14 protein-coding genes are annotated in these 16,571 nt (G+C 59.8%); 5 read left to right on the forward strand and 9 right to left on the reverse strand.

The window, feature by feature from the left end:
* Positions 1-37 precede the first annotated feature (37 nt).
* The 8 genes from LK493_RS06520 to bilR form a co-directional block, all read right to left on the reverse strand.
* A complete protein-coding gene (locus LK493_RS06520; protein ID WP_227790509.1) occupies positions 38-1,477 on the reverse strand; it encodes a vWA domain-containing protein in 1,440 nt (479 codons plus the stop codon).
* Between the two features lie 543 nt (positions 1,478-2,020).
* Positions 2,021-2,362, reverse strand: coding sequence for a 4Fe-4S dicluster domain-containing protein (locus tag LK493_RS06525; protein WP_195621573.1), 342 nt, complete (start codon positions 2,360-2,362; stop codon positions 2,021-2,023).
* 7 nt (positions 2,363-2,369) lie between these two features.
* Complete coding sequence (locus LK493_RS06530; protein WP_227790510.1) at positions 2,370-3,458, reverse strand: hydrogenase large subunit; 1,089 nt, start codon at positions 3,456-3,458, stop codon at positions 2,370-2,372.
* 5 nt (positions 3,459-3,463) lie between these two features.
* Positions 3,464-4,183, reverse strand: a complete 720-nt coding sequence (locus LK493_RS06535) for an NADH-quinone oxidoreductase subunit C (RefSeq protein WP_227790511.1) — start codon at positions 4,181-4,183, stop codon at positions 3,464-3,466.
* A complete protein-coding gene (locus LK493_RS06540; protein WP_227790512.1) occupies positions 4,183-4,800 on the reverse strand; it encodes an NADH-quinone oxidoreductase subunit B family protein in 618 nt (205 codons plus the stop codon). The genes LK493_RS06535 and LK493_RS06540 overlap by 1 nt, the downstream gene beginning before the upstream one ends.
* Before the next feature lie 12 nt (positions 4,801-4,812).
* Positions 4,813-7,695, reverse strand: coding sequence for a proton-conducting transporter transmembrane domain-containing protein (locus LK493_RS06545; RefSeq protein WP_227790513.1), 2,883 nt, complete (start codon positions 7,693-7,695; stop codon positions 4,813-4,815).
* Positions 7,696-7,876: 181 nt separating this feature from the next.
* Positions 7,877-8,272 carry a transposase gene (locus LK493_RS06550; RefSeq protein WP_006235758.1) on the reverse strand — a complete coding sequence of 132 codons (396 nt, stop codon included), beginning with the start codon at positions 8,270-8,272 and terminating at the stop codon, positions 7,877-7,879.
* Between the two features lie 449 nt (positions 8,273-8,721).
* Positions 8,722-10,752 (reverse strand): bilirubin reductase, long form, encoded by a 2,031-nt coding sequence (gene bilR / locus LK493_RS06555; protein WP_227790514.1) that lies wholly within the window; start codon positions 10,750-10,752, stop codon positions 8,722-8,724.
* Positions 10,753-11,615: 863 nt separating this feature from the next.
* Between bilR and LK493_RS06560 the strand changes: the two genes are divergently transcribed.
* On the forward strand, positions 11,616-12,908 hold the full coding sequence (locus LK493_RS06560; protein ID WP_227790515.1) for a tyrosine-type recombinase/integrase: 1,293 nt from the start codon (positions 11,616-11,618) through the stop codon (positions 12,906-12,908).
* Between the two features lies 1 nt (position 12,909).
* On the opposite strand, the gene LK493_RS06565 is transcribed toward LK493_RS06560, so the two are convergent.
* On the reverse strand, positions 12,910-14,340 hold the full coding sequence (locus LK493_RS06565) for a DUF2256 domain-containing protein (protein ID WP_227790516.1): 1,431 nt from the start codon (positions 14,338-14,340) through the stop codon (positions 12,910-12,912).
* Between the two features lie 116 nt (positions 14,341-14,456).
* On the opposite strand from LK493_RS06565, the gene LK493_RS06570 reads away from it, so the two are divergent.
* The 4 genes from LK493_RS06570 (at position 14,457) to LK493_RS06585 (ending at position 16,362) form a co-directional block, all read left to right on the forward strand.
* Entirely contained in the window at positions 14,457-14,663 is a 207-nt protein-coding gene (locus LK493_RS06570; protein ID WP_138113704.1) for a hypothetical protein, read from the forward strand.
* A gap of 1 nt (position 14,664) precedes the next feature.
* Positions 14,665-15,297 (forward strand): hypothetical protein, encoded by a 633-nt coding sequence (locus LK493_RS06575; protein WP_227790517.1) that lies wholly within the window; start codon positions 14,665-14,667, stop codon positions 15,295-15,297.
* Between the two features lie 84 nt (positions 15,298-15,381).
* Positions 15,382-15,846, forward strand: coding sequence for a hypothetical protein (locus LK493_RS06580; protein WP_138113700.1), 465 nt, complete (start codon positions 15,382-15,384; stop codon positions 15,844-15,846).
* A 57-nt stretch (positions 15,847-15,903) separates the two neighbouring features.
* Positions 15,904-16,362: a hypothetical protein gene (locus LK493_RS06585; protein WP_227790518.1), complete on the forward strand. Its 459-nt coding sequence runs from the start codon at positions 15,904-15,906 to the stop codon at positions 16,360-16,362.
* The last annotated feature ends 209 nt before the right edge of the window (positions 16,363-16,571 follow it).

Consider the following 16,571-nt stretch of genomic DNA (forward strand, 5'->3'; position numbering starts at 1 on the left):
TGTGTGCTTCGTCCTTGACGCTCGAGGTGTATTTAATCTAAATAGGCTTGATGTCATTGAGCGACGTGCGCTCAAAGATCCCGTTTTCCATGTCCACGTGATAGCGGATCAGCGGAATCAGCGATGCGGGGATCTTAACCGTCACGATATCGCCCTGCTGCGCATTGGCAGAGCGCTCGACGGTGATGACCAGGTCCTTGGCCACGCCCGAAAACTCGTACGTGTCCGTATTGCCCTTGGTTGTCTTGGTCACTTCATCAAAGGGGACGCCATTAATCTGAGCGCTGACAAACGTATCGACCTGCATAAAGTCGCCCAGCTCATCACTGAAGGTGATGTAGCCGGACTTGCTCTCGTCGTAACCATCCTCGATCTGAGTGGGAGAGCCCTTGCCCGAGGTGATAGAGCTCGAGATATCATCAAACACCTTCTTGAGCTCATCGGCATTCGACGCAGCCTTGTAGAAATCGGAATTCTCGGTGCGCTTACCAAGCTCATTGGTTGTGTAGGACGTGGCGTTTGGATAGTTGCTCGACACGGCGTGCATGAACTTGTTTTCGTCGCTCGTCCAGTAGTTCGTAGGCTCGTCAGCGGGATTCGCATCATCAAAGATGCCGATGGTGTAGACCGTAGCGCCTTTCCCCTTCATTTTCTTGGCGGCGACTATGGCATTATTGGCAACCGTAGGGTTAAAGTTCCTGACGTCTGTGGGCGTGCCGTCCGTAAAGAACACAACTACCTTCTGGGCATCCTCGCGGCCCGACATGTCGCGAGCAAGTTCAAGGCCGTAATCAGCCCGCGTGGCACCGGCAGGTTCGATGTAGCCGACCGTATTCTTAAGTTCCGTCGCAGCGCTATCAACACACGGCGTCAGGCTCTTCATGGTCTGCGAGTAGTTGTGCGTGTATCCCTGACGATCGCGATACGTATCGTTGCCGATCTCGTTTTTCTTTGCACCCGAAAACTTAACGATGGCAACCTGATGCCGCTTATTCGTATCTTTAATGCTCTTGTTTTGCTCGGCGATGGTGTCGATAAAGGAACTGGCAGCTGCCTTGAGTGCGTCGATGCGTTTGGTCGAATCGCTGTCACCCATGTCATTATCCATCGACCCGGAGGCATCAAGCACCATCACGATATCGATCGGTTTAGTGACCAGCGACGTTGTGTCAGAAGTCGAAGACATCGTGGAGAGCGTCGTCACAAAGTCGGACTTTTCGTCCTGCGCTGGCTCGACCGTCTTGTCCGTCCAGATTCGGCCTACATAACGTGTCGTCAGGTCCTGCTCGCCGCCCGACGCCCAGTACTGCCAGCGGCCGGTGGTGTCAGGGTCGACTATCTTTCCGCTCACCGTCGGTCCGTCCATTCCGGTGCTGGACCTGGCGTTGGCCTCGGGCAGCATGGCAAATGCTGCAGCCGGCAACACCAGCACCACGGCCAGTATCACCGCCAAGAGACCCCTCGTGTACTTACTCATCGCGTCTCCCTTCTCGCGGTCTCAGACCTTGCAACAGCCTAAAGTTACGAAATGAGACACAATTTGGGCAGGTGACACATGTTCCAGATTCGGTTTTTGGCGTGAGACAAATGTCTCACCAAAGTTGAGACACGAGAGTTTTCGCAGGAAAACGGGTGCGACTCGGAGCCGACAGGCCAAAATGATCCGTTTTCCTCCGTCTCCGGGGGCCTATTTCGTGGCAGACGGGTCACGCGGCAGCCCTCACAAGGCAAAAATGATCCGTTTCCCTCTGTCCACGGGAGATCAAGGGCTGCTACGGATATGGTGCTATTTCAAAACTATGCCGGATTACGGGGCTAAAGTCGGAGTCCTCATCCATACAGCCTTTTTTTGAAAAACGGCAAGCAGTCTACCTGCGGTTTTGTTTTTGCGATTTTCTGTATGGTCGGAGATTCGCTATCCAGCCCCGTAATCCGGCATAGTTTTGTTCGCGACGGCACAACCGCGCGTTTAAGCGCGGGGCAGGTGGGGCATTTTTGCCCCACCGGCCCCGTCTTCGCGCTACTCCGGCTTGGTTTCTACCGTGGGAGTCTTGTCCGCCGCGACTGGGGTGCGGGCGGTGTCCATAGTCAGGCAGTGTTTGGGGCAGCTCTCGATGCACTCGCCGCACACCACGCAGGCGTACGGATCGATCGACCAGGTACCGCCCTTGCGATCGACCGAGAGTGCGCCCGCCGGGCAACGGCGCGCGCACATGCCGCAGCAGATGCACACGTCCATGTCGTTGACGATATGTCCGCGCAGACGCTCGGGTGCCGCGAGCTTCTCCTGCGGATAGCACACCGTTACCGGCTGCTTGACCATAGAACCCAAGGCCGTCTTGGCAAATGTCAGTAAACTCATGCCGCGCCTACCTTTCCGTGCAGCTAATACAGGGGTCGATGGTCAGGATAATCATGGGCACGTTGGCAAGGAGCACGCCCTGCAGCGCATGTGTCAGACCCGCCAGGTTCTGCGACGTCGGCGTGCGCACGCGGAAGCGATCCAGGTTCTTGGTGCCGTTGCCGCGCACATAGTAATACGCCTCGCCACGCGGCTGCTCAATCACAACCTCGCCACGCGCGCCGTCGACCGGCGTGAGCTTGGTGCGCCCGCCGATGCCGTCGTGCGGGATCTTGCCCACAAGCTCCTCGATGATGTCCATGGCCTGCGTGACCTCGGCACAGCGCACCTGGCAGCGGGCATAGCAATCGCCATCGGTAGCAACGATGGGCTCAAACGCAGCCAGATCCGCATAGGCGCCGTCGCCGAACATGCGCACGTCGTAATCCACGCCCGAGGCGCGACCGAACGGGCCGACCATCGACAGATTCAGCGCATCCTTCTCACTAATCACGCCCACGCCATGCAGGCGCTCGCCGCAGCTGGCATCGTCCAAAAACGTATGCACCAGAGCCTCGTAGTCGGGGCGCATGGCGTCAAGCGTCTCGACAATGCCCGCCAGCTCGGAGTCCTCGATATCGTGCTTAAGGCCGCCGATCTCATTAATCGACAGAATCACGCGGCCGCCGCAAGTGCTCTCAAAGATCTTGAGAATCTGCTCGCGCAGGGTCCACGAACGATAGAACAGCGCCTCAAAGCCAAAGGCATCGGCGAGCAGGCCCAGCCACAGCAAATGCGAGTGGATACGCGACAGCTCGTGCAAAATGGTGCGGATATACTGCACGCGTCCAGGCACCTCGATGTCGAGCATGCGCTCGCAGGCGCTGGCGTAGCCGCAGCTATGGCCCACGGCGCAGATGCCACAGATGCGCTCGGCGATGTAGCCAAACTGATGCATGTCGCGCTTTTCGGTGAGCTTCTCGAGCCCGCGGTGCACAAAACCGATCTGCGGAATTGCCTCGATAACGCGGTCGTCCTCGATCACTAGGTCCAGATGAAGCGGCTCGGGCAGCACCGGGTGCTGCGGGCCAAACGGAATAACGGAGCGACGTGCCATGGACCTTACGCCTCCTTTTTCTGCTTGTCACGGGCGGCCTTGGCAGCAAGCGCCGCGCGGACCCTGGCCGCTTTCTCGGGATCCATGGCGGCGAGCTTCGCTTCCAGCTCGGCGGCTTTGAGCGCCGCCTTTGCGGCAGCCTCGCCATGCTGAGCATCGGAGCCGGCAGCTGCAGCGGGCTGAGCGACGGCAGCGCCCGCAGCATCGTCGGCGCCCGCAGCGCCCTCCCCCGCAGCAGCCGCAGCCGCGGCGGCCTTCTCGGCCGCGGCCTTGCGCGCCTTGGCCTCGGCGGCGGCGCGGACCTTCATGGCCTTCTCGCGCGCGGCCTTCACCTCGGGCGTGATAACGCTCATGGGCTCGGCAGTCGAGACCTGGTAGAAAAAGCCGTTGAAGTCGATCTGCATGTCGGTAATGGCAAGCCCAAACAGATCGTGTGCCTCGTTCTCAAACGGGAATACCGCCGGATAGTACGAGCTGATGGACGGAATCTCCTGGTACTGATCAATTCCCTCGACCGCCAGGTTCTCGATCGCATAGCTGCCGTCCTGAGCGATCCGCTCCTGAGCAGCACGAACGTTGATAAACGTATAGACCAAGCGATACGAGCCGTCGTCGACATTGCGCTCGGCGTGCATCTGCACAAAGCGCGCGCCGACGCCCTTGAGCGCCTGGACATGCGCCAGGAGCTCATCGATCCCGACGGTGGTATAGATAGCCTTTTGCATTACTCGGCCTCCTTTGCAGCGGCGGGCATCTCAACAGGTGCGTCGCCAGCGACGAGCGCAGCGGACTTCCCGGCAGGCGCGTCACCGGCACCGTCAGCCCCGGTCCCCGCAGCCACAAACCCGTCCTCGCCCAACTCGACGCCGCCATCCCAGGTAGCAGCGCCGCCCACGGTAAGCGGGTCACCGCCGGCGCGCATCACGGCCTCCTTCTGATCAAGGATGCCGCACGCCTCCACGATGGCATCGATCACGGTCTCGGGACGAATGGCGCACCCGGGCGCATACACGTCCACGGGAATCGCGCGGTCCACGCCGCCGATCACGTTATAGGCATCGCGGAATACGCCGCCCGAACACGCGCAAATGCCGCACGCCACCACGCACTTGGGCTCGAGCATCTGGCTGTAGATCTGGCGCACGACGGGCAGGTTCTGGGCATTGACCGACCCCGTCACCAAAAAGATATCCGCATGCTTGGGGTTGCCGGTGTTGACCACGCCAAAGCGCTCCGCATCGAACAGCGGCGTGAGCGAGGCCAGCACCTCGATATCGCATCCGTTGCAGCTCGAGCCGTCGTAATGAATGACCCACGGCGAGCGCGACATTTTATGATCCATGGATGCCGCCTCCTAAATAAACACGTCGACGAGGATGGGCATAAGGTTGAGCAGGCCAAACACCAGCGCCACGCCCCATCCGAGCCTAAAGCAGCTGCGCCAGGTGCTACGGGCGAAGGTGTTGTCGATCAGCACCTCGACAAAGTACGTCGCAGCCATCACGACCAGGGCGACCACCCAGCTCACCGGGTTGTCCCAAACAAAGAACATGCCCACCCACATCAAAAACAGCACGGTCTCGCACCAGTGCATAAGGGTCATCTTGACCAGCGTGCCGCCGCTCATCTCGGTGGCGACGCCCTGGACAATCTCCTGATGCGCGTGATGCGAGTACGAAAGGTCAAACGGCGACTTGCGCAGCTTGATGGTAAGCACCGCGAGCAGCGCGAGGAAAATGGGTGCGCTGTACACGATGATGGGGGCCGACTGCCCCGTCACGGCAATGGAATCGAAGCTGTCAGTGGCAAGATACAGGCCCACGCTCATCAGCAGAACGGCGGGCTCGTAGCTCATAACCTGCAGCAACTCACGATCGGCGCCAACCTGGGCAAACGGGCTTTGCGTCGAGGCGGACGCCAGCACCACAAAGATCGCGGCGAGCGTCACCATAAAAGCGCACAGCAGCGTGTTGGAGCCCGACACAAAGATGCCACCGCCCACCACGGTAAAGATGAGCGCGCACGCCATATAGGTATCGTCCATGGTGTTTACGCTGGCAGGGGCTTTGCGCAGCAGCTTGGCAACGTCGTAGAATGGCTGGAGCAGGCGCGGGCCCACGCGGCCCTGCATGCGGGCCGAAAGTTTGCGGTCGAGGCCGTCGATCAGGCCGCCCACAAGCGGCGCCAGCAGGGCAAACGCCACGGTGCCAATAAAAATGCCCACGACACCCGAACCTTCAAAATACTTGCCGCGCAGCACCGAGGGCGCACTCATGGCAAGTCTCTCGGGCCCAATCCATGCGCAACACAGCAGCGCAAACAAGATAATGCTGCAGCACACGACGCTACCCGCGGGGCCAATACGCTTCTCGCCAAGGGCGTCCTCCGAGTACCAATTGCGCTTTTCGGCCTTTACCTCGTGTCCCATCGAGCCGCGGAAATGGCGATATTTGTCGGTTCCCACACCCGAAAGATATACGTTTACATGCGGTTTGTTGCTCACGCGGAATGAAGTCAGCAACACCACGGCAATAAAAGCCACGATAACCACCATCAGATACATGGCGTCCTTGCCAATAACGTACGGCACGCGGCCAAACACCATGGCCAAGTAAGGCGACACCAGACCGCTCGAGATAACCGGGAACGCCACGCAACACAGAATCAGCAGCGCGGCGATGGTGTTGAGGGCCATCCATTCGGTCTTATGGACATTGACCTCAACGTTTTGAGCCGTGGGGTCGACGCCCGAAAGCTTGGCAAGCCACTTGCCCCAGAAGAAGAACGTCGCGGCCGAGCCAAAGGCAAGCACCATGATCATGAGCACGTTGCCGGTCTGCGCGAACGCCACCAGGGCGCCCCACTTGGACACGAGCATGCCAAACGGCGCCACAAACATGCCCATGATGCCCAGCATCATCAGGCGCGTCAGGTGCGGCATGCGGCTGAACATGCCGTCCATGTCCTCGATATCGCGGCTGCCGATATGATGCTCGGCCGTGCCCACGCACAGGAACAGCAGCGACTTTGCCACCGTGTGGAACAGGATCAGGAAGATGGCCGCCCATACGGCCTCGGGCGCGCCGACACCCAAGCAGGCACTGATGAGGCCCAAGTTGGAAATGGTGGAGTACGCGAGCACGCGTTTGGCGTTGCTCTGCGAGATGGCCATGAGGGCAGCGAGCAAAAACGTGATGGCACCCACACTCGTGACCATAAAGCCGGTCACAGGATAGATGGCATAGAGCGGGCTCAGCTTGACCATCAGGAACACGCCGGCTTTGACCATGGTTGACGAGTGCAGCAGGGCGCTCGTGGGCGTGGGGGCAACCATGGCACCCAACAGCCACGTGTGGAACGGCATCTGTGCGGCCTTGGTGAGTGCGGCGAGCGACAGCAGGACGACCGGCATCACCAGCAGCGCGGATTGCGCGGTTCCGGCGCCGGCAAGCTCGATCATGCCCGAGATGGTCAGCGGCATGCCGTTAACGTGCAGATACATGAGTCCGGCCAAAAACGCGATGCCGCCCAGCATGTTGAGAATGATCTGGGTAAAGGCGTTCTTGATGGCCTCGGGCGTGCGCGTGTAGCCAATCATAAGGAACGAGCACACGGTGGTGATTTCCCAGCCGCAGAACAGCCACTCAAGGTTGTCGCTCGTCACGATGACGAACATGGCCGAGAGGAACAGGAACATAAGCGCCAGGAACTGCGGGCGACGGTCGGGCGCGGTCTGCCCGCACAGCGCGGCCTCGTGCTCGTCATGGGCCTGGAAGTCCTTCATATAACCCAAGGCATACACGCAGATTAGGCTGCCGACGATGCCGACGGCGAGGACCATGATCACGCTCATGTAGTCCAGGTAGAGCGGTGTCGCCGTGACGGCCTCGGCCGCGGGCAACGTCATGGCCGCAAAGGCGAGCGAACCCACCAGCTGGACTATGCCGAGCACCGTGGTGAGCGCGTTCCTATATTTGTACGCGTTGTACAGGATTACGGCGCACAGGATGACGTCGATGACGGAGCTGATGATCGAGAGCACATGCGAGGTGTCGGGGGCAACCTCAAAGCTCTGCGGACCCGTGCCAAAAAACATGACGGCGACTACAACTGTCACCGCCATAATAATGCCGGAGCCTATGAGTCCCACCGCATCGCGGGCGCGGTCACCGCGCGCGAGCAGCATGCCCAGCGCCGGTACCAGCGGAAACAGGGTAAGGAAATACAGTAGCGTCATACCATCACTCCCCCATGCAAAAACGCTGCAATTGTTTAACGTTATAGCTCAATTGAGGAGCAGCAGCGGCAGGTTTTCGGTCAACTGGGGAGTTTTAGGTGTACGGGGTAAGGAGTCTGTCTGCATTGGAGCAGAGGGGCGGCAAGAAAAATGCGCCCCTGTGGGCGCACCATCCCGTTTGCTATTCCGCCTTTTTAACGCGCGGCTTGCGACCGCGCGGCTTATCGACCAGTGCGGACTCACCGCTCTCGCGGTACTGACGGCACCAAGCCTTGACCGAAGACTCGCTGGGAATCTTGTGCTTGATCATGGCCTCGCGAACCGTCAAGCCGTTTTCCAGACGGTCCTTAACCACAGCGAGCTTTACGTCGTACGAATAGGTGTGATGATGCGAACCGGCATTGAGAACGGCGTCGGCACCGCCCACGGCATACGCGCGGGCCCACTGACGAGCCGTGGCCTGGGGAATGCCAAGCTCCGCGGCGAGGGCGCGATGGCCGACCCCCTCTTGAAGGATCTCGACGGCGCGCTGCCTAACCTCGGGCGCATGCGTGCGAGTCCTAGTTGCTTCCGACATACCTGCCACTTCTTAGCCTTAACCGTTAATCTGCTTTCTTACGTGCAAGTTAGATAGTAGCATTTTACTGTTTGCTCAAAGCAGTTAATTAAAACAGACGCGGCGTTATCTGGGCATTTGGCACCAAATTACGACATTTCTTTATCGATTATTTACGCTGGTAGCTGACTCGCAGCTAATCGTCATTCGCTTGTCAACAAAATTGGCATCTCTTTATGTCCTTTGGTATAGAGGATATAGTTATTAACCCCTCCCTCAATAATTTTAAGTGATCTGCAAGGCAGTAGACGTCCTCACTCCTCATGATTACCGCGCATTGCTATCCATCGGAGCAAAACAAAAAGGGCGGGGCCTGCTGCGCTTGCAGGCCCCGCACCGGTTGACACCCGACGGGACACAGCCGGGCGAGGCGGATCCGTGCTACCGCCCCGCCTAGCCGCGATGTTCAACTACAGCTCGTTGGCCGCGTGATACGCCGTGCGAATGGCGCTCGCGATGTCAGCGGTGCGCTCGCCCGAGCAGTCTCCCACGCAGGTCACGGGCACCGTCACGCCATCCAGGTCAAACGCGTTGGCCTTGGAGCCCACGGCCATCACCACGTAATCGCAGGCGATCTTCACCGGCTCCTCGGCGCCGTCCTCGGTGGTACGAACGGCCTCCACGCCCTCGTCGGTAATGGCGGTCAGGCGGGTCTTAACGTGCTGCTCCACGTTGTGGGCGGCAAAGTCGCTCATAATCAGCGGCAGAATGGTCTCGGACTCGCCTGCGGCAATCTTGTCGAGCATCTCCACGATCGCCACCTCGCAGCCGTGTTGCAGCAGGTACTCGGCAGTCTCAGTGCCCACCAGGCCACCGCCAATGACGGCGACGCGGCCGCCGAGCTCCACCTTGCCGGCCAGCACGTCCCAGCTCGAGACGACCTTGTCCGAATCGGCGCCCGGAACGGGGATGACCACGTCATGCGCGCCCACGGCCACAATCGCGGCGTCGGCGGCGTTGAGGTCCGCGGGGCTAGCGGCATGGTTGAGCTCAACCTTCACGCCCAGGCCGGGCAGAATCTTCTCGTAGTACTCAACCGAGCGCATGATCTCGTCCTTGCGCGGAGGCGCGGCTGCCAGCACAATCTGGCCGCCCAGATGATCGCTCGCCTCATAGACGGTCACGTCGTAGCCGCGCTTGGCCGCCACGCGCGCAGCCTCCAGGCCGGCAATACCGCCGCCCACCACGGCGATCTTCTTGTCGCCCTCGCCCGGCTTGATGGCGATGGTCGCCTCGTCGCCGTTCTCGGCGTTGAGCACGCACGAGATGTACTTGCGGTTTTGAATCGCATCGACGCAGCCCTTGTTGCAGTTGAGGCACTCGCGGATGGGCTCGCCCGTGGCGGCCTTCAGCGCAATGTCGGGGTCGCACATGAGCGAGCGGCCATAGGCGATAATGTCGGCCGCGCCGTCCTCAAGAATCTTCTCGCCGGCCTCGACCGAAACCACGCGGCCGACGGTTGCCACCGGCACGGAGACCAGGGCCTTGACGCGCTCGGCCACCGGCAGCGTCCAGTTGTAGGGCATGGCGCCCATGGGCGGAATGGTGTCGCCCATGTTGCCGGTATGGTTGGCCTGCGCGACCTGGATCATGTCGATGCCCGCACCCTCGAGCAGCTTGGCAAACTCGCAGGCCTCGTCGGGCAGCAGGCCGCCCTTGCCGCGCGGCGTGCCGTCGGGGTTCTCCATGATCACGGGCAGTTTGTACTCCACCATCAGCTGCGGCGCGGCCTCCTTAATGGCGGCGACGACCTCGAGCGCATAGCGAACGCGGTTCTCGAACGAGCCACCGTACTCGTCGGTACGCTGGTTGAGGATTGCCGAGCACAGCGAACCCACCAGACGGTCGCCGTGGACCTCGATGGCATCGATCCCGGCCTGCTGCGCGCGAGCGGCCGAGGCAGCGATGGCCTCCTTGATCTGGGTGAGCTGCTCTACGCTCGCCTCGTTCACAAAGTGCTGCATGTCGTGATGCAGCTTGGCGTAGGCCTGGTTGCGGATCTCGTTGGACTCGGCCATCTTGGCGGCAAAGGTCTCCTCGTCGCCGGCGGCCTTGGCCTCCTGCGCGGCCTTGGCGGCGGCCATGGATCCCATGACCATGCGGCCGACACCGGGCACATCGTACTCGGGGTGGAACAGCTGCAGCGCGACCTTGGCGCCGTGCTTGTGGACGGCGTCGGCCAGCGCCTTAAACGTGGGGATCTGGGCGTCGGTTGCCAGCTTGGGCGTGGGGCTTGCGGTCATGACGGGAGCGACGTCGCCGATGACGATGTAGCTCACGCCGCCACGGGCCAAGCGCTCGTAAAAAGCCAGGCTGCGCTCGCCGATGGAACCGTCACGCTCCTCGTAGCCGGTGGTCAGCGGCGGAAACATAATGCGGTTCTTGAGCTCAAGGGGGCCAACCGTAATGGGCTGGATCAGCTTGGATGCAGGTGTGGTCATGGACATTCCTCTCTTGTAGGCGCGGCGGCGATGATGCCGCGTAGTTGTCTAGAGGATATGGCATGGGAATACAGCAGCGCAACGGAAATCGGCGGACAGCAGGTAGCGGCAGGTGGATGGGGCGGGGCGGCCCGTCGGTTTGCCCGCCGGTTTATCTCAATCTGTAACAGTTGCGCGGCAAAACCGGGTCTTACTGTTACAGATCGAGACATTCCTCTCGGCCCATCCTCAACAATCTAGATCTGTAACAGCTAGGCCCACTTTTGACCCCTACCTGTTACAGATCGAGACAAACCAAACCCGCCTGCTAGAAAATCTAAATCTGTAACAACAACTCGGCAAAATCCGTCCCTCGTGTTACAGATTTAGACAAACACGACCCAACCCACCGGTATATCTCGATCTGTAACACCTAGCCGCCCAAATCGGGTCTAGATGTTACAGATCGAGATTTTGTTTGAGAGGCCGAGAATTGAACCGAAGAAACGATCCCGGAATAACAAAAAAGCTCGCCGGCTAGGCCGACGAGCTGCAAGTTCTTGGTCGCGGGGGCAGGATTTGAACCTACGACCTCCGGGTTATGAGCCCGTAGTTTCTAAACTTGTTGACACTCTTTGAGACTGTTTGACACCGCTATATAGGCAGGTAGATATACATTTCTTTCAAAAACACCAAATAGCGGTTCTGTTCGATTTCGACCAAAATTCGACCACTGAAATCTTGACTTTCGCCACTGCGTGGCATACGCTCGGAGCAGCGCACCCGAAGCGCCCGCTTCACGGGCCGCACGGGCGTGCTGCTCCGAGCGTATGCCACGCAGCCATGGAGTCACATTCGTATTCATTTGACCAAAGGATCGGCGCATGAGCAGGCCTCTTGTCGTTGGTAAGGGAAGCGCCCTTAAAAGCAAGACGCAGAAAAACGTGTACTATATCAGGCACAACATGGGCAAAGACCCCATTACCGGCAAATATAGGTACTCACCTCGCCGAAAGGTCTACGCAAAGAACAAGTCGGAATTGAGAGCCGAGCTCGAAGCATATAAGGCTGAGCTCAATAGCGGACTCACCATCAAAGACCCCGATAAGACCGTTTATCAGTACACCAAAGAGTTCCACAAAGATCGCGTGGACGCCGAGACCATCAGCCCGCTTGCCCTTGACCGCGAAGAGCTTGAAGTTAAGGAAATACAGGAGCTTTTCGGCAATTATCCCGTAAAAGACCTGAGGCCCCACATAATAAACGCCGGCTATGCTGAAGCCCGCAAAAGTGGAAGATTCTCCGAATCTGAGCTGCATAAAATCAGCGTAAAACTGAATCAGATTATGAAGGCCGCCATGCTTGACGACCTGATTGTCAAGAACCCCTGCGCCGGCACCGTCATCCCGCGGCCCAAAGGAAAAGAGAGGCAGGCTCTTTCCCTCGATGAAGCCCGGAGGCTTCTCTCCCTCCTCCTTTCACAGGAGATGGACTCCCACAGAATAGGCACCCTCTTGTTGCTCGATACCGGCATGCGCCGCGGAGAGATGCTCGGACTCAGATGGGGCGACGTCCATTTTGGCGACGGCTATGTCCGCATCGACGGACAGTATGCCGCCGACAAGCTGGTCAGAGACCCAAAGAGCTCAACGGGGAAAAGATCCGTCTCTTTGAGCCCGCTTGCACTCGAGAGGCTCGCCGCCTGGCGCGAGCTTCAGCGCACGCTTCTCGCCGAAGTCGACCTCGAACAGGCTTCCAGCACCCCGATTGTGCACACATTAGTCGATCCCCAAAGAAACACGAGGGCAAAAACTAAAGATGACGAAAAAGGAAAGAGGGGGCCAATCGCCATCGCGCACATGGACCCAAACTGCTTTTCGCGATGGTTCCGCGAATGGTGCTCGGACTATGGCTTTGGGCAGTTCAGAGAAATCACGCACTACATCGAGCGAGACGGAAAGATGTACGCTCGAGGTACAAAGTACTCCGGCCTGACCCCGCATATGCTCAGGCACACGCAGGCGACGTTGCTGATCGGAGAGAACGTCGACATCAAAACCGTCAGCAGCCGCCTCGGGCACAGCACCGTCAAGCTCACGCTAGACACCTATGCACACGCAATTGCCGCCAAGGACCAGGCAGCCGCCAACACGATCGGCAACTTGCTTTCAAATTAAATCAGCTCTTCGCTTTCGATGCGCTTCGCCTCGCGTTCGCCCTCTTCCTACTGTTCCTGGCGTTCTTCGCTCTCGTGCATTCCTCTGAACAGCATCGCGATTTGCCGTTTGCGGTGTCGGCGAACGGCCGGCCGCAGTGCTCGCATATTTTGACGACATCAACCGAATAACTCTTTGCAAGCGCGACCCAAAGGCGCGTAGCAGCATCGGGAACGCAAAGGTCGAAAGAAGAGCCGCGGCCATAATCGATGACGCCATTAGCCATCTGCGTCGGAGTCTGCCGCTTGGGCTCGAGGATTCTCCTCCACCCATAACCCGCGCAGCGCGAGAACCACTCCGTCATGTCCTGCACCAGATGCGAGGCAAGGGATTCCTCGGTCTTGAGAACGCGCTCGGAAGACTCGTCGAACCCCCTGAGAGTATCACCAGGCACCCTTGCAACAAAAGACGGACCTGGAAAGTCAGCTTCTCCAACTGTCTCCATAAAGGACAATGTATCGTTCTTGCACCACCTGACAAACGAACGCTCGACCATGGCAGTCCCGGGCTCAATCCTTTCATTGATCACCGCCCACTTGCCACCGCGCTCAAGCCCGCCCACGAAGCTATCCCTAAACTCATGATCGCTAGGGATTTGCAGGTTGGTGAGAACCACGTACGCGGTTTTATTTGCCTCAACGTTGCCGAAGCAATACACGCGCCAATAGGGATCCAAAACCCCCAGCGAAGACGGCGAACCCATCTCGACCGATGAAGCCAGGGAAGAGATCTTCATTGCCCCGGCGACCGAAAGCCAGGCGTCAAGCGGTTCGTCGATTTCATAGGGGCCGACTCTCCCCACAAAGCCAAACAAAGGACCGGTTACGCGCGCCGCGGCAGCGAACCTCTCCCGAGGGTCGACGCCGGAGGCCTTGTCACCGGGATGCGGCGCGTCGTCGACGCGACAAGCCGGTGCCGGCACTTCTGACAGGGCGAGCAGCATCGCATCAACGCTTCCGTAATCTTCCAATTTACAAGACGGCAGAACGCCTTCCAGAAGACCGTCAAGGGCCACGGAGCGAATCAGGCCGAAAGCAAGGTCCTTGTCCGCCCCCGGTGCGTCTGTTTCAACGCTTGACGGCCTGTTCGGCATACCGATTGATTCTTCGCGATAAGTGAAGTTCATGTGGTCGCCTGCACTCTCGCCCGCTACGTCCGGAACGAGACGACCGTTCTCGTGAAATTCAAGCCCGTCCTTCGTCTTATAGCCGACCTGAACCTGACCGGTCGCGGGATCAAGCGGCATGATCGGCCAATATCGACGTTCATCTTCAGGCGGCAAAGACGGCTCCCCCTCCTCCACAACATCGATAACCTTTGAGTCCGATTCACCGCCCTTGGCATCGGTCAACAGCAATTCAATCTTATTTATCAATTTATCGATAAGCATCATCGCAGGTAAACCCCCGTAATAGGTGATGTAATACCTCGATTTATGCCCGCCGACGGCATTGTGTAGTCACGGAGCAGCTCCCGCCCCGTAACACATACACCGAAGGAGGCATACACATGGACGACAACGACACGCCTGGCATCCAGACGGGCCCGCTTCTCACTCGCGACGAGGTCGCTGACAAGCTTCACCTCACCGCCGACACCGCCGGCCAGCTGATTGCCCGCACCGGCAAGGGCATCTACCTCTGTCGCCGCACGTACATCTATGAGCGCGATCTCGACGTCTACCTCAGCGCTCTGCGCGGCAAAGGCGGCGAATAGGATGATTGACTACGACGGCCTGCCCGCCTCGAAGGAGTACTACGGCGCCATCGGCACCGTCATCACGCCCGAGGCGTGGCGGGCGTTGCGCGGGCCCGGCAACCGCGCTCATCGCGTTCCCGAGCACACTCCCAGGCTCATCGCCGAGCGCGCCTCGGCCATCTTCGCGGCAAAGACCGGAAACGCTAAAGAGAAGGAGGCTGCTCGCCTCTCTATCGGCGCATGGATCTGGTACGCGCACGACGATGCCGACGAAGCGGCAGCGGTGGCTACGGCGGCCGCCATGGCCTCCCACGAGCGCGCTGTATTCATCTCGGCATGTGAGCTTGCAACGGCATGGAACGGCGGCGAACTTTACGGCCCCAACTCGAAGGCCCACACCGTCGATCGCTATCGCGATCTGCCCGTGCTCGTCATCGCGGATCTTGGCGCGAGCGGTATGCGCGAGGAGGCACTCGCGCTGATCGAGTTGCTCGGAGATCGTCGGCGCCACAAGCGCTCGACATTGTTCGCGTCGACCTTTACCGGCAAGAGCATCGCCAGGGCGCTGGAGGCGGCCGGATCGAACTCCGATCAGGTGCGCAAGCTCATCGAACTGATTAGCGCCGGAGTGCGCGAGGGGAGGAGGTCGTGACCGGCGCGAGGGCGAGGGCTCCGCCTTTCAGCGGCATTCGCCATTGGCAACTTTTCTATACATCCCAACATCTAGGAGGTACTTATGCGGCATCAGACTGTCGTAGTCCAGACGGACAGCGGTCCGGCCCTCGTCTTCGACATCGCTAAGAAGCGCTATGTCTACCATGGCGGCCAGGACACCCCCGTCCTCAACCTCGAGCACACCGAAAACGCCCAGAGCGCCTGGATCCTGCAGTTCAAGCACGCGATTGCGAACGTTCCCCGCACCCTCATGGCGTTTAGCCCCACCGACGAGGCCCCCGACGCGGTGGATTGTCTCGCTGCCATCGACGAGTGCTATGGCATCCCCGACCACGAGCTCGTCAAGATCGCAGCTCGCGCCTATGTCGTCAACGGCACTGGCGCGACGCACGACGCGTTCGTCAAACGCTTCGCAGCTCGACTCGAGAATATTACTCAGGAACTCGGTGTCTTCGGCGCAGTCCCCATTGAACTCGCCGATCGCGCCCCTTGGCCTATCTTCACCGTCGAAGACATCGACGACTAGCCCATCGTACGCCGCCGCCCGAGCGGGCGGCGGCCATCTCACATCGAAAGGAAAACCATGCCCAAGAAAAGTGTCGATAAGAACCACAAGCCCCTCACCCTCAACGGCCACTCCTTCCGCATCCCCTCGGACGCCGAATGCCTGCTCGACGGCTGGAGCACCTTCGGCGTCCAGCCCATCGTTATCGAGCCCGCAGAGAAGATCGAGGGCATCCCCGGCGCCTTCGTCATCGCGTCCCACTCCTCCGTCCCCAATATCCCTTACGTCGCGCCCGCCATCGTCGCGGAAATCGCCAGGCGCTGGTCCGGCATCGACCCCCGCGAGCTCGCCAGGGTCATCGTCGGGGTCGCCCGCAGCGGCGATCGCTCTTACACCCCGGACAGCGTCCTCCGCGGTATCGACTGCATCCTGGACCTCGATACGTTGGGAGTCGTGAACAAGCTTGTCGCCTATCCTCCCCTCCCGGCAGACCAGGCGCCCGAGGGCTATCCCAACGTCCTTCTCGAAGACGAGTAGGCCTCAAGCGGGGCGGATCGACAACGGTCGGTCCGCCCCTGCTTTCGGGCCGACGATCACCGCGCATCGAAGAGAGGATCGAATGACAGCAGCAACAAAGAACGTCAGCGTGAAGCTCGACTCAAAGCTCTACACCGCCCTCAAGACGCGGGCAGAGCTCAACGGTTCCAACGTCAGCGACGAGATCCGCTCGCTCCTGCGCTCGGCGC

Origin of the sequence: Collinsella aerofaciens (assembly GCF_020709435.1) — a bacterium.
GTDB classification, from domain to species: Bacteria; Actinomycetota; Coriobacteriia; order Coriobacteriales; family Coriobacteriaceae; genus Collinsella; species Collinsella aerofaciens_AU.